Raw genomic sequence first — 18,698 nt, 5'->3', positions numbered from 1 at the left:
GTTGGCGGCCAACTTTTCCTCACGTTTTTCTCAGGCGACCATGAAAGTCTCCGACATCCTGCGCGTCAAGGGCAGCACGCTGTTCACTGTCTCTCCGGACACGCCGCTGGCGCAAGCGGCCGAGACCATGGCTGAGCGCGACATCGGCTCGCTGGTCGTGATGGAGTTTGGCGACCTGGTAGGCATGCTCACCTTTCGCGAGGTCATCCAGGCGGTGGTGGGCAACGGCGGGAGTGTCGGGACGCGGCTGGTGCGCAGCGTGATGGATGATGCGCCGCTGACTTGCACGCCGGAGACCGAGATCGACGAGGTGCGGCGGATGATGCTGGGTCGTCACGCGCGCTACATGCCGGTGCTCAATGGCAAGCAGTTGATGGGCGTGATTTCGTTCTACGACGTGGCCAAGACGGTGGTGGATGCGCAGGATTTCGAGAACCGAATGCTGAAGGCCTACATCCGGGACTGGCCGTCCGAGGACGGCGCCCAGCCCTCCTGACGCCGCGTCCGCAGAAGAGAAAACGCCCCGTTTCCACGGGGCGTTTGTCTTTGTCCGCCGCGCCTGCCGCTGGGGGTAATGTGGCCAAGCGCGGCAGACGTGATGCCCGCCGTGCCCCGGTCAAGGGGCGGTTGTGCCAGGCGAGACAGATGTGATGCCTGCCGCGGTGTCCGGCTGGGATGCGGGGCTAGGCGCAGACCGGAGCCATAGCGGCGCTATGGCGAGGATCTGCAACGCCGCCCCGCGCCCAGCCGGGCGCCGCGGCGGGCGTCACATCCAGGCGACGCCGTAGTAGTCGTAGACCTTGCGGCCGTACTCGTCGGTGTACTCGGGGCGTTCGGTCTGGGCGTAGCGTGGGGCTTTTTCGAGCTGGTCTTCGCGCAGGGGGACGACATAGCCGTCGAGGCTGGTGTCGTACTTGAGCATGTTCCAGGGGATGGGATAGCGGTCGGTGCCGATGCCCATGAAGCCGCCGAACTCAAGGGCTGCATAGCGGACGAGGCCGGAGCGCTTGTCGATCACCAGGTTGTCGATGGTGCCGAGCTTGTCGCCGTTGCCGTTGTAGACCTTGGTGCCTTCGACGCGATCGGAGGCGATGGTGGTGCTGGCCATGAGGGGGATCTCCTAGTCAGTTGCGATAAGGGGAAGGAGGCAAATCGCGTGCCGCGCTCCCCCTTGCCGCCCATTGGCCCGTACGCAACTCGACCGGGAATTTCCCTTGCCTGAACAAGGGAACTCTTCACCGCCGCGCCGCGGCCCTCCCGCATGCCCAAGCTGCCCACCGCCGTCCGTGAAGCCGTCGACATCGTCAGCGAGGCCGCGCAAGGCTGGAGCGACGACAACGCGCCCAGCATGGGCGCGGCGCTGGCCTACTACACGCTGTTCTCGATCGCGCCGCTGCTGCTGATCGTCATCAGCGTGGCCGGGCTGGTGTTCGGCGAGCAGGCCGCGCGCGGCGAGGTGATGGCGCAGCTCTCGGACCTGCTCGGCACGCAGGGCGCGATGGCCGTGGAGGACCTGCTCAAGCGCGTGAACCGGCCCGACGAGGGCGGCTGGGCCGCCGCGATCGGGACCGTCGTGCTGCTGGTGGGCGCGACCTCGGTCTTCGCCGAGCTGCAGAACTCGCTCAACCGCATCTGGAAGGCGCCGCTGGCGAATAGCGGTCCCGTCTGGAAGAGCCTGCTGACGCTGCTGCGCAAGCGGCTGCTGTCCCTCGGGCTGATCCTCGGCCTGGGTTTCCTGTCGATGGTGTCGATGGTCGCCAGCGCCGCGCTGGCGGCGATCAGCAAGTGGTGGACCGGCTGGCTGGGCGCGGAGTTCGTGCTGCTGGCGCAGGTGCTGAACGCCACGCTCGCCTATGCGCTGATCACCGTGATGTTCGCCGTCATCTACAAATGGGTGCCGGACGTGCCGGTGCGCTGGCGCGACGTCTGGGTGGGCGCGCTGATCACCTCGGCGCTGTTCAGCCTGGGCAAGACGCTGATCGGGCTCTACATCGGCCGCAGCGGCGTCAGTTCCGCCTACGGCGCGGCGGCCTCGCTGGTGGTGATGATGCTGTGGGTCTACTACTCGACGCAGGTCTTCCTGATGGGCGCCGAACTCAGCTGGGCCTTCGCCAAGCGCCACAGCCTGCGGGAACAGGCGGCCGCCACCGCGGCGCGGGCGCTCCAGGCTCGCTGAAACCTTTCTCGGCGCGGTGCCGATGCCGCGCCGACGTCCCGCAGCCGTTCCCCTGACGACCCGTGGATGCCCGATGAACACGGGGATCCCGGCCATCAGGTCCGTCGACGCCGGCATGAGGTTTGCCTTGATCCCTTGTGGATTCGGCGGCATGGGCCGCCGGGTTTGTACAACCGGCGAAACGCCTGAAAGGAAGTGCCATGAACCAGTATGGGCAACGAGGCAGACAGGACCAGCGTCAGGACAACCAGTGGGGCCAGGGCGATCGCGATCGTTCGCACTACGGGGCGCAGACGGGCAGCCAGCGCGGCCAGGACCGGTCGCGGGAGGACCAGCAGGCGGCCTACCAGGGCTCGAGCTTCCAGGCCGACCGGGATGACTCGCGCGGCGGCACCTACGGCGGCGGTTACGGCGGCAGCTACGGCCAGGGCCGCGACGAGCGCGACGACTACCGCCAGGACTACCGCAGCCACGGCGACTTCCAGAGCCAGGGCGGCTACCGCGGCGGCTACGAGAACGAAGGTTGGGGCGGTGACCGCGGACGCTCGATGAGCGGCAACTACGGCGGTGGCAGCCAGGGCGACAGCGGCGGCTACAGCGGCTACAGCGGGTCCGGCGACTACGGCAGCCGAAGCTACGGCGCGTCCAGCGGCTACGGGCGTGACAGCACCGGCTCGGGCGGCTATCGCGACCAGGGACCGCGCCATGAAGGCTGGCGCGAGGACGCTGGTCGCCGCGGCGACTATGGCGGCATGGCCGGCTCCAGCTCGAGCAGCAGCTATGGCGCCTCGCTCGGCGAGCATTACGGCGGCAGCCAGGACGCGCAGGGTGGCGGACTCGAAGGTCGCGGTTATCCGGGCAGCCAGCGTGGCGGCTATGGCGGCCAGTCCGGCGGCTACGGCGGGCAGTCTGGCAGCTATGGCGGCCAATCCGGCAGCTATGGCGGTTCGGGTGGTTCGGGTGGTTCGGGCAGCTACGGCGGTTACGGCGAACAGGGCGGCGGCTATGGCGCCCAGTCGCAGCGCCGGCAGCATTACGACCCCGACTACGAGCAGTGGCGCGCCGAGCAGATGCGCAGCCTCGACAACGACTATCACGGCTGGCGCCAGGACCGCTACCAGAAGTTCTCCGAGGACTTCAACAAGTGGCGGTCGGAGCGCTCCTCGCGGCAGGGCTCGTCCAGCGGCACCGGATCCTCGTCGGGGCAGTCGATGAGTTCGCAGGACACCAGCGACTCGACGCGCTTCGGGCAGGGCGGCAACACGCTGGGTAGCGGCGCCGGGACGCACGAGAGCGGCCAGTCCACCACCAGCGGGTCGTCCAGCCTGTCCAGCGCCTCCACCGGCGCCACGCCCGGCGCGTCCAGCAGCGCGACGCCGGGCTCGTCCTCCGGTTCTTCCTCGGGGTCGTCCTCCAGCAAGACCAAGTGAGGCCGCGATGAGCCGCGCGTCGCGGTGACGCGATCAGCGCGGCGGTACAACGGAACGGCAGCCGAACGCGAGCGGGCGATCACGCGGCAGACCGCGTGGATGCTCGCTGTTGGTCCGGCATGCCGCTTGCCGCGCGAGCCTCATGATCGCGACGAGCCTCGAACAGCGCGCCCGCCCGCCCAGTCCTCCGGGACTGGGCGAGGCGGGCGTTCCCGTGCTCGACGGCGCGGCGCCGGTCGACGCGCGCTCGCTGGCCGAGGCGCGCCATCGCCGCTGGTGCAACGTGCGCCGCGTGCTGCTGGTGCGGCTCGACGGCGTCGCCGGCGTGCTGGCTTCGACGGCCGCCTTCGCGGCCCTGCACGAGACGATGCCGTGGACGCAGCGGACGCTGCTCGCCGCGCCGGAGGCCCTCGTCCTGCGACCGCACCTGCAAGCGGTCGACGAACTGCTCACCTTCAACGCGCCCTGGACCGCCGACGGCGCCGCCGCGCTGAACGCAGAACCGTCCACCATGCGCGGCGATGCCGAGATGCACCTGGTGCGCAAGCTGCGCCGCAGCCACTTCGACGCGGCGGTGCTGTTCGCGGCTTCCTCGCAGGCGGCGTTGCCGGCGGCGCTGCTGTGCCGCATGGCCGGCATCCCGCTGACGCTCGCCCAGGTGCGCGAGCCGGCGCACGGGCTGCTCAGCGACGAACTGCTGGGCGACGACACCGCCCAGGACGACACGCGTCGCCAGCTCGATCTCGTCGGCCATGTGGGCATGCGCACGGCGGATGAGCGGCCGCGGCTGCGCCTGCTGCCCAAGGACAGCCACCAGATGCGGAACGCCTTGCAGCAAGCGGGGTTGCGCTTCGGTCAGCGCTACCTGCTGGTGTGCCCCGGCGGCGGCGCGCGGCACTGCCCGGTGGCGGCCTACGCCGCGGCCGTGGACGTGCTGATCGACACCTGGGCCGACGACACCGCGGTGGTCCTGTGCGCGCTGCCCGGCGACGAAGACGCGCTGGCGGAACTGCGCGCGGCCATGCCCGCGCGGGGACAGGTCTTGCCGCCGGTGGCCTCGATCGGCGAACTGGCGGCGCTGGCCGCCGACGCGCGCGTGATGATCGCCGCGGACGACCTGCCGCTGACCGTCGCCGCCGCCGCGCGGGTGCCGGCGGTGCTGCCCGGCCAGGCCTTGCGACGGGAGATGAGCCCGCCCTGATCGCGGCGGCTAGCGGCGCCGCATGCCGCCACGCGCGTCGAACCTGTGCCGTGTTCGCAAGGTCGGCAACGGGCCGTAGCGCCACCCGCCGATGTCCCGAAAAACGGTGCGAAATCGTCACCGAACGTTCCACCGGGCACGACGGTTGCCCTGGTCGCGGGCCGCGCGCGGACGTGCGGCGCCTGCGCGGCCGGACGGATGTCCGCGCCGCGCTCGATCCCCGGATCGACACCCCGTTTTTCCATCACAGGAGGTTTTTCATGCACCTGCGCAAGCTCGCCTGGGCGATGCCGCTGATGCTGGCCGCGACCGCGGTCCAGGCGGACAGCTCCGGCAGTTTCCTGGAGGGTGCCAAGCTCGCGGCGCTGAGCCGACCGGAGGCCGCGGCCCCGGCGCACAGCCCCTCCCACCGCCACCCGGCCGCCGTCAGAACCGCTGCTCCAGCCCAGACGCCGGTCTTGCAGACCGTCCCCGCGCCCGGCCCGTCCTCCGCCATCGACACGGAAGACGAGCCCGCCGACGCCACCTTCGAGATCCGCAACTTCCTCACCCTGGTCGTCGCCTTGGCCTTGGTGGGATGGATCCAGCGTCGCCGCCGGGATGTCTGACCCGACCTTCCCTTGGCCGGCACCGGCGCGGTCCGCGGACCGCTTCCCGGTGCCGTTTTCATGCGCCATTGTTCGAATGTCGTGCGCGCCTGGTCGATGATCGCCAGGTCGTCACCGGAATTTTTTTCAAATGAATTCAGGCAGGGGCTGGCAAGCCGGCTGCTTGCTGCAAGAATGAGTTATCCGGGTTCGACAGACATTCATCACGAATCGTCGAATCCCCACGCCCAGGCGTGTTCCCTCCACACACAAGGATGTACCGGTGACCCATGCGTTGATCGTGGATGACGATGTCGATTCCGTCGCCACCCTGCAGGAACTGATTGCGAGCGAGAAATTCACCGTGTCGGTGGCCCACACCTTGCGCGATGCCCGGAGGCACATCGCGCTGCAGCAGCCCGATGTCGTGCTGCTCGACCTGCAACTGCCCGACGGCAACGGGATGGAGCTGTTCCAGGACCCGCAACTGGTGGCCAATTCCGAGGTGGTGCTGATCACCGGCCACGCCAGCCTGGACACCTCCATCCAGGCGCTGCGCATGGGCGCCGCCGACTACCTGGTCAAGCCCATCAACATCACGCAGCTGCAGGGCGTGCTGTCGCGGGTGATGAAGCCCGCCGCGCTGCAGGCGGAGGTGTCCGAGCTGAACGCCAACCTGGCGCAGAGCGGCCACTTCGGCCTGCTCTGGGGCCGCACCCAGCCGATGCAGCGGATCTACGAGCAGATCTCGCGCGTGGCCGGCACCAGCGTGTCGGTCTTCATCAACGGCGAAAGCGGCACCGGCAAGGAGCTGGTCGCGCAGACGGTGCACGACCTGAGCCGCCGGCGCAAGAAGCCGTTCCTGGCGGTCAACTGCGGCGCGATCTCGCCCAACCTGATCGAGAGCGAGATCTTCGGCCACGAGAAGGGCGCCTTCACCGGCGCGGACAAGCAGCACGAAGGTTTCTTCGAGCGCGCCAGCGGCGGCACGCTGTTCCTGGACGAGCTCACCGAGATGCCGATGGAACTGCAGGTCAAGCTGCTGCGCGTGCTGGAAACCGGGCGCTTCATGCGCGTGGGCTCGACCACCACGCTGGATGCCGACGTGCGGGTGATCGCCGCGTCGAACCGGCCGCTGCTGCAGGCGGTGCAGGCGGGCAAGCTGCGCGAGGACCTGCTGTACCGCCTCAACGTCTTCCCGATCGAGATGCCGCCGCTGCGCGACCGCCTGGACGACGTGCCGCTGCTGGCCGACCACTTCCTGCGCCTGATCGCGGCCAAGGAAGGCAAGAACAAGCGCTTCACCGCCAAGGCGCTGGCGCAGCTGCAGACCTACCACTGGCCCGGCAATGTGCGCGAGCTGCGCAACGCGGTCCAGCGCGCCTACGTGATGGCCGCCGGCGACATCGTCGACGAGCAATGGCTGCCCAAGGGCGAGGGCGCCGAGATCCCGGCCACGGCCGCCTCCGCGGCGGCGGTGACCAGCTTCGGCGCGGCGCCGGGGCAGCCCGCCGCGGCGCCCGCGGTGCCGACGCTGGTCGCGGGCTCGGGCGAGTCGTCCGGTCCGTCGATCACGATGCCGCTGGGCAGCTCGATGGCGCAGGTCGAGAAGGCCTTCATCCTGGCCACGCTGCAGCACTACAAGCATCACAAGGAGCAGACGGCGGCCGTGCTCGGCATCAGCCTGAAGACGCTCTACAACCGGCTCAAGGAATACGCCGCGGAGGACGCGGCGGCGGCCGACAAGGCCGCGCAGTAACGGGCGGTCGCACGCGCGATCGCCGTTCGTCGCGCGGCCCGGCATGCGCCCTGCCTGGGGAAGGCAGGAGGACGAGCCGATGGGACTGCGCTGGGTCTGTGACGATGAACCGGGACTGCGCCGCGTGCGCGCGGCCCGCGGCTTCCGGTATGTCGACGCGGACGGGCGTCCGGTGCGGGACGAGGCCACGCTGCGGCGCATCCGCGCGCTGGCCATCCCGCCGGCCTATGTGGATGTCTGGATCTGTCCCCGCGACGACGGACACATCCAGGCCACGGCGCGCGACGCGCGCGGACGCAAGCAGTACCGCTATCACGCCGACTGGATGGCGCTGCGGGGCGAGAACAAGTTCGGCCTGCTGCTGGACTTCGGCCATCGCCTGCCGCGGCTGCGGCGCCAGGTGCAGCGCCGACTGCGCGACGGCGGCCTCGATCGCGAGCGGGTGCTGGCGGCGCTGGTGCGGCTGCTGGACCGCACCTGGATGCGCATCGGCCATCGCGAGTACGCGCGCAGCAACGGCTCCTACGGCCTGAGCAGCCTGCTGTCGCGCCACGTGAAGGTCAAGGGCGACGCGCTGCTGCTGAGCTTCCCCGGCAAGAGCGGCGTGCGACACCAGCTCGCCGTGCGCGACGACCGCGTGGCCGCGCTGGTGCGGCGCTGCCGCGACCTGCCGGGACAGGAGCTCTTCGGCTACGAGGATGAAGCCGGCATCGCGCATCGCATCGATGCCTCGGACGTGAACGACTGGCTCGCCGAGGCGGGCGGGCCGACCTGCAGCGCCAAGGTGTTCCGCACCTGGCATGCCAGCGTGCTCGCGCTGGACCTGCTGCTGGCGCATGCGCGCGCCGGCACCGCGCCGGTCGACGCGCAGAAGCAGACGGTGAAGGACGTCGCCGCGCGCCTTGGCAATACCGCCGCGGTCTGTCGCAAGTCCTACATCCATCCCGCCGTGCTGGCCTGGGCGCAGTCGGACCAGTTGGCCGCGCTGCCGACGCAGCGCTGGACGCAGTCGCCCCCGGCGCTGGCCGGACTGAGCGTCGCCGAACGCCGGCTGCTGGGGCTGCTGCGGACGCAGCCGCGCGTGGCGATCGCTACGCCGATGCCGGCGCCGTCGGCGCGGGCGCCGCGCCCGCGGGCCTCGACGGCGACATCGGCAGCGACGACAAGCCCTTCGGCGCGCCCGCAGCGGCCGCCGCGCCCGCCGCGTCGAAAGGGTCCAGCGGCGGCTCCTGCGCGTCAACGGTCCACGCGGACGCGTGCGCGCGCAGCAGGTGATCGCACAGCGACGGCCAGTCGCTGAAGACGCCGTCGGGCTCGCGCAGCGGCGAGCGCCGCCAGGTGGTTTCGCCGCCGGTGTCCAGCAGCAGGCCGGACGCGCCGGCGCGATGGCCGGCCTCGACGTCGTCGAGCAGGTCGCCCACCATCGTCGACCGCGCCAGGTCCAGGCCGTGCGCCCGCGCGGCGCGGGTGAGCATCCCCGGCGCGGGCTTGCGGCACAGGCAGCCCGGCCGGCCCTGCGCATCGGGCGCATGCGGGCAGACCGCCACGTCGTCGAGCGTCACGCCGAAGTCGTCCTTCAGGCGCCGCACCAGCGCCGCCTGCAGCCCGGCGAACTGGACCCGCGTGAACGCGCCGCGGGCGATGCCGCTCTCGTTGGTGACCAGCACCAGCGCCAGCCCCGCGGCCTGCAACCGGGCGAGCGCCTCGCCGGCGCCCGGCATCAGGCGCAGCCGCGCCGGATCGGTGATGGCGCCGTCGTCCGGGACCGTCAGCGTGCCGTCCTTGTCGAGGAAGACGGCGGGACGCAGCCGCGCGCGCGCCGGCCTGCCGGCAGGCACGCGGGAGAAGTCGAGGTCGTGGAGGGAGAGGGTGGCGAGGGGGGCGTCGAGCCAGACAGTCACGAGGGCAGCCTCCGCGGCGCGTTCAGCGCATCCAGCCGTAATCGGTCTGGCGCGGGGCCAAGGACTGCTTGTGCCGCGCCATCATGCCGGCCTCGCGGCGCGGGCTGTCGGCGGCAGGGTCGATGACGACACCCGCCTGGGCGGACGGCGCCGTCCGTTCGGCGCCCAGGTGCTGCCCGCCACGCGGCGGCGGCAGCAGCTCGGCCAGGCGGTCCAGCGTCTTGCGCACGTCCAGCGGCTTGGCCCAGAGCTCGAGGAAGCCCGCGCCGAGCGCGTCGAAATCGGAATCGGCGGTCACCGCGATCGCCGGCACCTGCGCCCAGCCGCGTCGCATGCGCAGCAGCTTCAGCAGGTCGGAACCGTGGCAGTCGGGCAGGTTCAGGTCCACCAGCAGCAACGAGGGCTGCAGCCGCGCGCTCAGGCGCCAGGCCGGCATGCCGGCCTCGGCCACATGCAGCCGCAGGTCGCGGCGTTGCTCGAACATCGCCTCCATCACGATGACGTTGAGCGGGCTGTCTTCGATGTACAGCACCGACGTGAGACCGTCGTTCATCGTTTCGCTCCTTCCCTGGTCCTTCAGTTGGTCGCGAAAAAGGGCAATCGCCGTGCCCGGCGGCGTCCCCAATCCTTGGGGATGTCACGCATTCGGCTCCAGCGGTGTAACCGCCCGACGACCGATCCGTCAACGGCCCTGACACGATGTCGGGGGCTTGGGATTTCGCGCTTCGCGATCGGGAAAGGCGAAGCGCGCGATGGGTACGAGGCTTGCCTTGCGGAGGAAGACTCGCCACTCCAAGGAGCCCCTCATGGCCACGAGTACCCGAGCCGGCGCCGCCGGCGGCAGCGACGACGACCGTCCCACCAGCTTCGGCGTCCACAAGCCGGTGGACCACCTGGTGATCAGCTTCCCCGGCGCCGCCGAGGCGGGCCAGGCGCGCGCCGCGCTGGCGGCGCACGGCATCGCCGAGGGCGACCTGCACGCGGTGGACGACCGCGAGATGGTGAAGCTGGTCGAGCGCGACCTGCGCCATGCCAGCCCGCTGGCGGCGATCGGGCAGGAGATCAATCTCCTGCGCAGCCATGGCGAGCTGGCCGAACGCGGCTACCACTTCCTGGTCGTCAAGGCCAAGGACGATGCGCAGGCGCGAGAGATCGCCGAGATCGCGCGTCGCAACCGCGCCGAGCGCGCCCAGTATTACGGGCACTTCATCATCGAGGAGCTGCTCGAGCCCGAAGGCGGCCGGCCGCAGGTGGCCGAGTCGCCGCACCGCGGCCTGGACGCTCATCCGAAGCCGCCGCTGCCGCGCTGAATCGCACCTGTGAATCGCGCCGGCGAATGACGGCACGCGGCTTGCCGTCATCCCGATTACTGTCCCGGCACTCCCGCCGCCCTCGTGCACGACGAAAGGAAATTTCCCATGAGCACCACGCCCAACAACGAGAAGAGCGACAAGTCCGTGCCGTTCACGACGGCCGACGACGCCGCCAAGATCGCCAACGGCAGCGCGCCGTCCAGCACCGCCGCGGTCGACCTGGTGAATCGCGTCGCCGACAAGGCCCACGCCACCATCGACCGCCTGGCGACGACCGCCGCGCCGAAGGCGCAGCAATTGCAGAAAAGCCTGGAAGACACGAACGAGCTGCTGCACGAGCGCGCCGACCGGCTGCGCACCACCGGCAACGAGTGGTGCGACAGCCTGCGCGCGAACGTGCGCGAGCATCCGCTGATGGCCGTGGGCACCGCGCTGGCGGTGGGCCTGCTGATCGCGCGTCTGACGCGCTGAGCCCGGCGCGCCCATGAGCGACGTGCCGCACGGCTCGCCGTCCTTCCCGCCCCCGTTCCCGCCGCCATTTCCGCCGCCGCCGTCGCCGCCCTCCGGGACGCCGCCGGGCAGCGCCGCCGACGCCTCGCCGGGCGCCGCGGCGCCGCCGGGCGGGCAGGGCTGGATGGGCGAGCTCCAGGGCATGGCCCGCGCCGCGCGCGGCATGCTCTCCGGCCGCTTGCTGCTGCTGGCGCTGGAGCTCCGCCGGGCCCGGCACGGGCTGGTCAGCCTGGCGATCCTCGGCGTCGTGGCCGCGATCGCTGGCGCGACCGCCTGGCTCGCGCTGTGGGCGCTGCTGGCGGCGCTGGCGGTGCACCTGGGGCTGAGCTGGCCCTGGGCCTTCGCCGGCATCCTGGCCGTCAACCTGCTGCTGCTGCTGTGGGTGGTGGCCGCGATGAAGGCGCTGGCGCCGATGCTGGCGCTGCCGGCCTCGCGTCGCCAGTTCCACTGGCTGTTCAACGATCCGATGGATCCCGAGGCACCGAGCGCCGATGGCCACACCTCAACCCCGCCCTGATCCCCGCCGCATTCCCGATGTCCCCGATCGCGAGCTCGCGACGGAGACGATCGACGACCTCAACCTGCGCATCGAGATGGCCGAGTTGCGGGTGGTCCGGCGCGACCTGGAGTTCCGCCTGCATTGGGAGGCGCTGCAGCAGCGCGGCAGGGCCGTGATGGTGCCGAGCCGCTGGCTGCTGCCGGCCGTGGGCACCGGCGCGAGCTGGCTGTTCTGGCGGCTGGTGCGGGGCAAGCGTCGCCGTCCTGCGCGGCATGAGCGCGGCGGGCGGCACGACGCGACCGCGCGGGCCTTCCACGCCCATGATCGCGACGCGGCCGCCGGCCCGGCGCACGAGGGCGGCGGCGGCCGGCCGGAACTCGGCATGCTGCAGCTGCTGACGGTGCTGTGGGGCCTGATGCCGACGCGCGTGCGCGGCCGCCTCGGGCCCGAGGTGACGCAGCTGCTGCTGGGCGTGATCGCCGGATTCCTCCAAGGCCGCAAGCAGCAGCGCGAGGAGGCGCGGCAGGCGCAGGGCGCGGCGGCGGCAGGCGCTTCAGACCGCGCTGCGGCCCGGGACGAAGCCGCTGCGCCGTCTCACGATTCGCGCCAAGGCCCTCGCCAGGACCCACGCTGAAACGACGAGGAGCGCGCCAGCGGCGCGCTCCCGTGCGGTCCAGGGGAGGCCTTACACCTTCTCGGCGTTACGCGCCTGATCGCGCAGCAGCTTGATCTGGTCGTGGTTGCGCAGCACGCCGGCCAGTTGGCGCTGCACCACTTCCAGCACGCCGGCCGGCAGGGCCTTCTGCGCGGCCTTGCGGTAGCGGCCCACGGCGGCGTCCTCGCCGCGCTCGCATTCCTCGAGCATGGCCTTGTCGCTGTAGCCGGTCAGGGTCCCCTTGACCGCGACCCAGCCACGGTGCATCGCGCCCGTGGCGCTGCCGTCATCCTCGGGAGTGCCGCCGTGCTGCCGCACCAGTTGCTGCAACTCCGAGCAGGCCTGGCGGCAGTCCGCCGCGCGCTGCGCGAAGACTTCGCGCAGGCTGGTGCTCTTGACGTGCTCGGCGCAGCTGAGGAAGCCGTATTCACCGTCCTTGCAGGTCTCGATCAGGGTGTTCAGCTCGTCGATGACATCCTTGTTGTCCATGGCAGTCCTTCCGTTGGGGAGTGGAGATGCCTGGATTCAGCAAGTCACATACCCGTGGGCAGGCCCATCGCGCGCCGCAGCGCCTCCAGGATCTGCGAGGGCGAGGCCGGCTTGCGCAGCACGATGAAGGAGGACTCGGCGGTGAGCGCCTCGCTGTAGCCGCTGATCAGCACCACCGGCAGGCCCGGCCGGCGCTTGCGCAGCTCGCGCGCCAGCGCCTGGCCGTCCATCGAGCCAGGCATCACCACGTCCGACAGCACGACGTCCACCGCCGCGCCGCTGCCGAAGAGTTGCAGCGCCTCGTCGGCGTCCTTGGCCGTCAGCACCTGGCACGAGAAGCTGCGCAGCAGGCTGGCGGTGACGCGGTTGAGCTCCTCGTTGTCCTCGACCAGCAGCACCCGCGCGCCGGCCAGCGCGTTGGCGCGCGTCTCCGGTTGCGCCACCTCGTCGCGGGCGCCGCCGCCGGCGGACGCGCTGCTGCGCGCCGGCAGCAGCAGGGTCACCGTCGTGCCGGCGCCCAGTTGGCTGGCGATGCGCGCGGTGCCACCGGCCTGCACGCAGAAACCCAGCACCTGGCTCAGGCCCAGGCCGGTCCCCTTGCCGACCGGCTTGGTGGTGAAGAAGGGCTCGAAGACGCGCACCAGCAGGTCCTCGGGAATGCCGGGCCCCCGGTCGGAGACGCTGATGGCGACGTACTCCCCGGGCGCCAGGTCCTGGACGTCGCCCGGCGCGGCGCGGCCGGCCTCCAGCGTGATCTCGCCCATGCCGTTGGTCGCGTCGCGCGCGTTGAGCGCGATGTTGATCAGCGCGAGCTCCAGCTCCGAGGGATCGACGCGCACGCTCGGCAGGTCCGGCGCCATCGTCATCGTCAGCTGCATGCGCTTGCCCAGCACGGTGGCCAGCAGCTCGTTCATCTCGCCGAGCGTGGAGCGCAGGTCCACCACCTGCGGATGCACCGGCTGGCGGCCCGCCACCCGCAGCAGGTGCTGGGTCAGCCGGCTGCCGACGTCGACCGAACGCATGATCGCGCCCAGCGGCATCGCCAGCGATTCCGCATGCGGGCTGCGCTGGATCAGGTGGGCGCTGTTGCTGATGACGCCCAGCAGGTTGTTGAAGTCGTGCGCGACGCCGCCGGTCAGCCGGCCCAGCGCCGCCGTGCGCTGCGAGCGCGAGCTGAGCTGCTCGGCCTCGCGGGTGCGGTCGATGGCCTCGTTGACGCGGTCCTCGAGCTCCGAGCGCCCCTGCCGGATCGCGACGCTGGCGTCCGCCAGCGCCAGCGCGACCTCGTCGCACTCGAGCATGCCGGTCTTGGGCGCGCGCACCGGCTCGCCGGCGCGCAGCTCGCTGGCGATCGCGCTGAGCGCGTGGATCGGGCCGGAGATGCGCCGGCTGATCCACAGCGCGCCGAACATGCCGACCAGCACCAGCAGCAGCGCGCCGATGGCGATCGGCTGCAGCGCGGTGCGGCCGCCCAGCCCGCCCATGCCGCTGTCGCGCGGCACCGCGGTCACCACCGTCCAGCCCTGCGGCGACTTGGTGAAATAACCGACCACCGGTTTGCCGTCCAGGTTGACCGAGTCGAAGCGCGCTTCCTCGCGCGTGGCCATCAGGCGCCGGAGATCGTCGGTGCCGGGGCGGCCGGCGTAGCTGATGCCGCCCGGGTGGCGGGCGACCACCGTGCCGCGGCCGTCCATGATCGTGGCGGTCCAGTCGGGCGGGAGCCGCTGGGCATCGATGATCTGCTGCATCTCCTGCGGCAGGACGCTGATGCTCATGTTGAGCCAGACATGCCCGCCGCGCTCGATCGGCTGGACGATCTGCGCGCGCAACTGGCCGGTCGCGGGGTCCGGCCCGAGGTCGCCGATGACGGCCTGCTCGATCAGCGGGACGGCCTCGCGGACCAGCACCGGGCGCGAGGCGGCCGTCGTGGGCAGCTCGAGGGGCGCTGGCGCTGCGGCGACGGCTGCCGGGCCGGTCACCGCCAGCCCCGGTGCGGACGCGGCGGCCGCCGGCGCGAGCGGCGTGTCGGGCACGCGGCCGCTGGCCAGGCGGGTGCTGAACAGCGTGCGGCCGGGCGCGTTCAGCTCGACCCAGCCCGACAAGCCCTGCATCGCGCGGCGCGACTGCAGCTCCAGCATCGCCAGGTCGTCCTGCGGGACCTGCGGCGCGCTGTCCAAGATCTGCGACAGCGACAGCACCCGCGCGATGCCGGCGCGGCGCGCCAGTTCCTTGTCCACCACCATCGAGAGCGCGCGCGTGCTGTCGCGCATGTGGCGCAGGGTGGCTTCCTGCTCGTCGCTCCAGGTCCGCCAACTGACCCACAGCGCCGCGATGATGCCCGGCAGCATCACGGACAGGACGAGCACGAGCAGGCGGGAACGGATCGGCAAAGGCATGGGCGGTGCGGCGGAGGAACGGTCATGCCGCCGCGGCCAGAGGCCGGCGGCGCGGACGCGGGAGCGTCGCGGCGGCAGATTATGGGCGGTGCTGTTCAAGGGCGTCGGGACGGGCCGCCGGGGCGGCGCCGTCGAGGGAAGTCACGGGCGACGTCGAGGAGGGCGGGACCGCCGAGACGGCGGCCGGCGACAAGGGCGTCGACGACAAGGGCGGCGGGCGCAGCAAGCTGCTCAGCGGCGGGCAGGGCCGGTCGCTGCCGCGCAGGTAGACCGCGACGGGGCGCATGTGGCGGTTGCGCTGGCTGATGCTGCGCAGGCAGATCAGCAGCGGGACCGCGAGCACCGCGCCCGCGACGCCCCAGAGCCAGCCCCAGAACATCACCGACAGCAGCACCGACAGCGGGTTCATCGACAGCCGCTTGCCGATCACCATCGGCGTCACGAAGTTGGATTCGATCCCATGGATGCAGAGGTAGGCCAGCACCGGCGCGCTCATCGCCGCGAAGCCCGCGTCGCCCAGCGCCGAGGCCAGCGAGGCGGCCAGCAGCAGGCCGCACATGATCAGCGGCCCGAGGTAGGGGATGAAGTTGAGCAGCCCGGCCAGCGCGCCCCACAGGCCCGGGTTGGGCAGGTCCACCATCCACATCGTGCCGGCCACCACCAGCCCCATGCCGACGTTGATCGCGGTGACCGAGGCCACGTAGCGCGAGATGTCGCGCTGGGCGGCGCGCAGTCCTCCCAGCACCATCGCGCGCAGCCGCGGGCGGTGAGGCAGGAGTTCGATGCAGCGCGACAGCACCCAGTGCTCGGAGGCCAGCAGGAAGTACAGCAGGATGGTCGTCGCCGCGGCCGACACCAGGAACTTCAGGCCGCCGCCCAGCACCTGCGCCGTCAAGGCGACGCCTTCGCTGGCCAGGCGGTCGCGCACCGGGTCGGCGGGCGGGGCGGGCGCGCGGCCGGCGCTGCGCCGCTCGACCGGCGGGCCGAAACCCGGAATCGACGCGCGCCACCGGTCGACCCGGTTCAGCGCCTGCGTCACCGCCTCGGGCGCGCGCTGCCACCATTGCGCCGCGGGCTCCGCGAGCAGCGCCACGCTCAGCACGCTGCAGCCCACCACGGTCGTCACCAGCATCGCGGCGCTCACCGATTCGGGCATGCCATGGTGCCGCATCGTCCGCACGGCCGGCGCCAGCACGAAGGTCAGGATCAAGGCCACCAGGACCGGCAGCACGATGGCGCTCGCTTCCTTCAACAGGAAGACCAGCGCGATCAAGAGGAGGCCCCGCGTCGCCCAGCGGCGCATCGTGGTCGGGGGCAGGGTGGCGGCTCGCAAGATGTAAGGATGACGGAGGGACGGGGCTGTCGGACGCTCGAAGCAAGCCCCGGGCCAGCCGTCGTGCCGCTCGCGTCCATGACCCGAGGGCGCGCGGGACCCGGGCACGGTACGGGTGGTTACCCGCCCAACGGACTGGAATGGCGCGCCGGCGAGCGGGCACGGCCACGCCGGCCATCGGTAAACGGTGCCGAAAGCCTTGCTCGATCGAGCCGGTGAAAGAGGGCCCGCGACCTTGCGGGACGCCGCGGACCGGCGCGCGAGCGACGAATCCGAGGTCGCCGTCGCGTCCGGCCAATTCGCCGGCAGGCCCCGTGCCCAGTGGGTTTGCGGCTTTCGGGCAGGCACGCCGGATGACGCCGGCTCCGCGATGTGAAACCGTCGCGGCGAGGTGGCATGGTCCTTGCGCAGAAGGACCATCAGGCCGGTTCGCCGGCACTGCCTGCAACCCGTTCCCGTCCTCCGCGGCGGGGACCTCCGGAACCGGTTGCGGGCAGTTTCATCCTCTACCGGACAGGAGTCTCACAAGTGGGAGCAATGGAACTCAGGCACGAGCACAAGCAGTCGCAGACACTGTCGCCTCGCCTCCAGCATGCCGTGCGGCTGCTGCAGATGTCCTCGCTGGATTTCTCCACCATGGTCACCGACATGCTGGGGCGCAATCCCTTCCTCGAAGTCACCGAGGGCTCGGATGAAGCCCTGCCGCTGGACGCCGACGTGCCGGTGGCGCCGTCGCCGGTGATGGCCGAAACCCCGGAGCCGCTGCCGGACGATCGCGAGATCTGGCGCGCGGAGAGCTCCGGCTCGATGCGCCGGGCCGAAGACGGCGAACTCAGCGCGCTCGAGATGACCGCCGCGCAGACCTGCCTGCGCGAGCACCTGCGCAGCCAGCTCAACGTGCTGCGGCTGTCGCCGCGCGACCTGGTGCTGGCCACCATCGTGGCCGAATCGGTCGACGACGACGGCTACCTGCGCAGCTCGCTGGAGGAGCTGGCCGCGGTGGCCCAGATGCAACCGCCGGTGGCGCTGGAAGAGATGCAGATCGCGCTCAAGCGCGTGCAGGCGCTGGACCCGCTCGGCGTGGGCGCGCGCAGCGTCGCGGAATGCCTGCTGCTGCAGCTGCCCAAGATCGAAGACGCCCGCAGCCGCCGGCTGGCCGAGCGCATCATCACCCAGCACCTGAACCTGCTTGCCTCGCGCGACGTGCCGGCGCTGGCACAGCTGCTGGACGTCAGCGTGGCCGAGGCCGAGGCCGTCTGCCTGAAGCTGCGTCGCTTCGACCCGCGGCCGGGCTGGCGCTACGAGACGACGCAGGCCGCCTACATCGTGCCGGACGTGCTGACGACCAAGGTGCGCGGCCAGTGGCGGGTGCAGCTCAATCCGGCGGTCATTCCCAAGGTGCGGATGAACCAGGTCTATGCGGAGCTGTTCCAGCGTCATCGCCAGCAGGGCCATGCCGAGATGGCCAATCACCTGCAGGAGGCGCGCTGGACGATGCGCAACATCGAGCAGCGCTTCTCGACCATCCTGGACGTGGCCAGCGCGATCGTGCGCCGGCAGCGCCACTTCCTCGAGTTCGGCGCGATGGCGATGAAGCCGCTGGGGCTCAAGGAGATCGCCGACGAGGTCGGCATCCATGAATCGACCGTCTCGCGGGTGACCAACAACAAGTACCTGGCGACGCCCACCGGCGTGTACGAGCTCAAGTACTTCTTCTCCCGCGCGATCGTGAGCAGCAACGGCAGCGCGTGCTCCGGCACGGCGATCCGCGGGCTGATCAAGGACATCATCGAGGCCGAGCGGCCCGAGAACCCGCTGTCCGACGCCGAGATCACGCGCCAGCTGGCCCGTCAGGGCCTGGTGGTGGCGCGGCGCACGGTGACCAAGTACCGCCAGATGCTGCGCATCGACGCCGTTGAGCGGCGCCGCCAGCACAGCTGACGACCGACGATCAATCCCGAGGCGCGATGGAGACAAGGACAGGGCCCGAAGAGGCCCTGTTTTCATTGGCGCATGGCGTGGGGGCGCGCGGTGCGCCGTGGAAGCGCGGGGCGGTGGTCAGCCGCCGCCGCGGCGCGTCGGGCCGGCGGGCGCCGGTCCGGGGACCAGCCGGTCGCGGCGCTCGGCATCCAGGCCGGGCGTGGTGCGCAGGTCGGTGTCGACCTGCCCCTGCTTGAGGTCGTCGCCCGCCTGGCCCATGACTTCGCGCTGGCGTTCGCCCGCGGCGCCGGTACCGTGGCTGCCGGTCGAGTCGCCGCGCACGCTCTGGTCGCGTTCGTGCGGCAGCTGCATATCCTCCTGGTGCTGTGGCTGCGCGTCGGGCGCCTGCGTGCCCGGCGCGACCGGCGCCTGGTCCAGCAGGCGCCGCGGTTGCGACGCGTCGCCGGGCGACGGGCGGGTCTTGCTGTCGGCCATGTCGGTCTCCTGATCGTGGAATCACTCCCCGTCC

General features: G+C 71.4%; 18 protein-coding genes and 1 pseudogene. 12 read left to right on the top strand and 7 right to left on the bottom strand.

The genetic code is table 11. The features are described from left to right. Nucleotides 1-40 precede the first annotated feature (40 nt). Nucleotides 41-496 carry a CBS domain-containing protein gene (locus tag BM393_RS11005; RefSeq protein WP_091724801.1) on the top strand — a complete coding sequence of 152 codons (456 nt, stop codon included), beginning with the start codon at nucleotides 41-43 and terminating at the stop codon, nucleotides 494-496. Nucleotides 497-766: 270 nt separating this feature from the next. On the opposite strand, the gene BM393_RS11000 is transcribed toward BM393_RS11005, so the two are convergent. Continuing rightward, on the bottom strand, nucleotides 767-1,108 hold the full coding sequence (locus BM393_RS11000; RefSeq protein ID WP_091724800.1) for a PRC-barrel domain-containing protein: 342 nt from the start codon (nucleotides 1,106-1,108) through the stop codon (nucleotides 767-769). 153 nt (nucleotides 1,109-1,261) lie between these two features. On the opposite strand from BM393_RS11000, the gene BM393_RS10995 reads away from it, so the two are divergent. The 6 genes from BM393_RS10995 (at nucleotide 1,262) to BM393_RS10970 (ending at nucleotide 8,453) form a co-directional block, all read left to right on the top strand. Next, a complete protein-coding gene (locus BM393_RS10995) occupies nucleotides 1,262-2,176 on the top strand; it encodes a YihY/virulence factor BrkB family protein (protein WP_175538285.1) in 915 nt (304 codons plus the stop codon). A 200-nt stretch (nucleotides 2,177-2,376) separates the two neighbouring features. Further along, on the top strand, nucleotides 2,377-3,606 hold the full coding sequence (locus BM393_RS10990; protein ID WP_091724799.1) for a hypothetical protein: 1,230 nt from the start codon (nucleotides 2,377-2,379) through the stop codon (nucleotides 3,604-3,606). A 142-nt stretch (nucleotides 3,607-3,748) separates the two neighbouring features. Next, nucleotides 3,749-4,807: a glycosyltransferase family 9 protein gene (locus tag BM393_RS10985; protein WP_091724798.1), complete on the top strand. Its 1,059-nt coding sequence runs from the start codon at nucleotides 3,749-3,751 to the stop codon at nucleotides 4,805-4,807. A 260-nt stretch (nucleotides 4,808-5,067) separates the two neighbouring features. Next, the gene (locus BM393_RS10980; protein WP_141225295.1) at nucleotides 5,068-5,415 is read left to right on the top strand and encodes a hypothetical protein; all 348 of its coding nucleotides are present in this window, start codon (nucleotides 5,068-5,070) and stop codon (nucleotides 5,413-5,415) included. 262 nt (nucleotides 5,416-5,677) lie between these two features. Continuing rightward, nucleotides 5,678-7,153: a sigma-54 dependent transcriptional regulator gene (locus BM393_RS10975; protein WP_091724796.1), complete on the top strand. Its 1,476-nt coding sequence runs from the start codon at nucleotides 5,678-5,680 to the stop codon at nucleotides 7,151-7,153. A 79-nt stretch (nucleotides 7,154-7,232) separates the two neighbouring features. Continuing rightward, complete coding sequence (locus BM393_RS10970) at nucleotides 7,233-8,453, top strand: DNA topoisomerase IB (protein ID WP_091724795.1); 1,221 nt, start codon at nucleotides 7,233-7,235, stop codon at nucleotides 8,451-8,453. Nucleotides 8,454-8,505: 52 nt separating this feature from the next. On the opposite strand, the pseudogene BM393_RS26120 reads toward BM393_RS10970, so the two are convergent. Together BM393_RS26120 and BM393_RS10960 are read right to left on the bottom strand one after the other, a co-directional pair. Beyond that, nucleotides 8,506-8,991: pseudogene (locus BM393_RS26120) on the bottom strand (D-glycero-alpha-D-manno-heptose-1,7-bisphosphate 7-phosphatase); the annotation flags it as partial. 85 nt (nucleotides 8,992-9,076) lie between these two features. Then, nucleotides 9,077-9,607, bottom strand: a complete 531-nt coding sequence (locus tag BM393_RS10960) for a response regulator (RefSeq protein WP_091724793.1) — start codon at nucleotides 9,605-9,607, stop codon at nucleotides 9,077-9,079. A gap of 253 nt (nucleotides 9,608-9,860) precedes the next feature. Here BM393_RS10960 and BM393_RS10955 point away from each other — a divergent pair, with 253 nt between their 5' ends. From BM393_RS10955 to BM393_RS10940, 4 genes are all read left to right on the top strand, one after another. Continuing rightward, nucleotides 9,861-10,364, top strand: a complete 504-nt coding sequence (locus BM393_RS10955; protein WP_091724792.1) for a hypothetical protein — start codon at nucleotides 9,861-9,863, stop codon at nucleotides 10,362-10,364. 108 nt (nucleotides 10,365-10,472) lie between these two features. Further along, nucleotides 10,473-10,838, top strand: a complete 366-nt coding sequence (locus BM393_RS10950; RefSeq protein WP_091724791.1) for a YqjD family protein — start codon at nucleotides 10,473-10,475, stop codon at nucleotides 10,836-10,838. Nucleotides 10,839-10,851: 13 nt separating this feature from the next. Then, complete coding sequence (locus BM393_RS10945; protein WP_091724790.1) at nucleotides 10,852-11,394, top strand: hypothetical protein; 543 nt, start codon at nucleotides 10,852-10,854, stop codon at nucleotides 11,392-11,394. Beyond that, nucleotides 11,369-12,010, top strand: coding sequence for a hypothetical protein (locus tag BM393_RS10940; RefSeq protein ID WP_091724789.1), 642 nt, complete (start codon nucleotides 11,369-11,371; stop codon nucleotides 12,008-12,010). The genes BM393_RS10945 and BM393_RS10940 overlap by 26 nt, the downstream gene beginning before the upstream one ends. A 51-nt stretch (nucleotides 12,011-12,061) precedes the next feature. Here BM393_RS10940 and BM393_RS10935 read toward each other — a convergent pair whose 3' ends face one another. The 3 genes from BM393_RS10935 to BM393_RS10925 all read right to left on the bottom strand — a co-directional run bounded on the left by BM393_RS10935 (nucleotide 12,062) and on the right by BM393_RS10925 (nucleotide 16,249). Next, nucleotides 12,062-12,520 (bottom strand): PA2169 family four-helix-bundle protein, encoded by a 459-nt coding sequence (locus BM393_RS10935; protein WP_091724788.1) that lies wholly within the window; start codon nucleotides 12,518-12,520, stop codon nucleotides 12,062-12,064. Nucleotides 12,521-12,564: 44 nt separating this feature from the next. Beyond that, nucleotides 12,565-14,916 carry an ATP-binding protein gene (locus BM393_RS10930; RefSeq protein ID WP_091724787.1) on the bottom strand — a complete coding sequence of 784 codons (2,352 nt, stop codon included), beginning with the start codon at nucleotides 14,914-14,916 and terminating at the stop codon, nucleotides 12,565-12,567. A gap of 79 nt (nucleotides 14,917-14,995) precedes the next feature. Next, a complete protein-coding gene (locus BM393_RS10925) occupies nucleotides 14,996-16,249 on the bottom strand; it encodes an AI-2E family transporter (protein WP_175538284.1) in 1,254 nt (417 codons plus the stop codon). Between the two features lie 537 nt (nucleotides 16,250-16,786). Here BM393_RS10925 and rpoN point away from each other — a divergent pair. Continuing rightward, a complete protein-coding gene (gene rpoN, locus BM393_RS10920; RefSeq protein ID WP_233218126.1) occupies nucleotides 16,787-18,190 on the top strand; it encodes an RNA polymerase factor sigma-54 in 1,404 nt (467 codons plus the stop codon). A 117-nt stretch (nucleotides 18,191-18,307) separates the two neighbouring features. Here the strand turns inward: rpoN and BM393_RS10915 are convergent, their stop codons facing one another. Continuing rightward, entirely contained in the window at nucleotides 18,308-18,664 is a 357-nt protein-coding gene (locus BM393_RS10915; protein ID WP_091724784.1) for a hypothetical protein, read from the bottom strand. Between the last annotated feature and the right edge of the window lie 34 nt (nucleotides 18,665-18,698).

Source organism: Mitsuaria sp. PDC51 (assembly GCF_900113225.1).
Taxonomy (GTDB): domain Bacteria; phylum Pseudomonadota; class Gammaproteobacteria; order Burkholderiales; family Burkholderiaceae_C; genus Roseateles.
This window is presented reverse-complemented; position numbering and strand designations above follow the sequence as displayed.

Bases quoted from the DNA above. Each gene is read 5' to 3' on its own strand.
- BM393_RS11005 (WP_091724801.1), top strand. From the start codon at position 41: ATGAAAGTCTCCGACATCCTGCGCGTCAAGGGCAGCACGCTGTTCACT.
- BM393_RS11000 (WP_091724800.1), bottom strand. From the start codon at position 1,108: ATGGCCAGCACCACCATCGCCTCCGATCGCGTCGAAGGCACCAAGGTC.
- BM393_RS10995 (WP_175538285.1), top strand. From the start codon at position 1,262: ATGCCCAAGCTGCCCACCGCCGTCCGTGAAGCCGTCGACATCGTCAGC.
- BM393_RS10990 (WP_091724799.1), top strand. From the start codon at position 2,377: ATGAACCAGTATGGGCAACGAGGCAGACAGGACCAGCGTCAGGACAAC.
- BM393_RS10985 (WP_091724798.1), top strand. From the start codon at position 3,749: ATGATCGCGACGAGCCTCGAACAGCGCGCCCGCCCGCCCAGTCCTCCG.
- BM393_RS10980 (WP_141225295.1), top strand. From the start codon at position 5,068: ATGCACCTGCGCAAGCTCGCCTGGGCGATGCCGCTGATGCTGGCCGCG.
- BM393_RS10970 (WP_091724795.1), top strand. From the start codon at position 7,233: ATGGGACTGCGCTGGGTCTGTGACGATGAACCGGGACTGCGCCGCGTG.
- BM393_RS10960 (WP_091724793.1), bottom strand. From the start codon at position 9,607: ATGAACGACGGTCTCACGTCGGTGCTGTACATCGAAGACAGCCCGCTC.
- BM393_RS10955 (WP_091724792.1), top strand. From the start codon at position 9,861: ATGGCCACGAGTACCCGAGCCGGCGCCGCCGGCGGCAGCGACGACGAC.
- BM393_RS10950 (WP_091724791.1), top strand. From the start codon at position 10,473: ATGAGCACCACGCCCAACAACGAGAAGAGCGACAAGTCCGTGCCGTTC.
- BM393_RS10945 (WP_091724790.1), top strand. From the start codon at position 10,852: ATGAGCGACGTGCCGCACGGCTCGCCGTCCTTCCCGCCCCCGTTCCCG.
- BM393_RS10940 (WP_091724789.1), top strand. From the start codon at position 11,369: ATGGCCACACCTCAACCCCGCCCTGATCCCCGCCGCATTCCCGATGTC.
- BM393_RS10935 (WP_091724788.1), bottom strand. From the start codon at position 12,520: ATGGACAACAAGGATGTCATCGACGAGCTGAACACCCTGATCGAGACC.
- BM393_RS10930 (WP_091724787.1), bottom strand. From the start codon at position 14,916: ATGCCTTTGCCGATCCGTTCCCGCCTGCTCGTGCTCGTCCTGTCCGTG.
- rpoN (WP_233218126.1), top strand. From the start codon at position 16,787: ATGGAACTCAGGCACGAGCACAAGCAGTCGCAGACACTGTCGCCTCGC.
- BM393_RS10915 (WP_091724784.1), bottom strand. From the start codon at position 18,664: ATGGCCGACAGCAAGACCCGCCCGTCGCCCGGCGACGCGTCGCAACCG.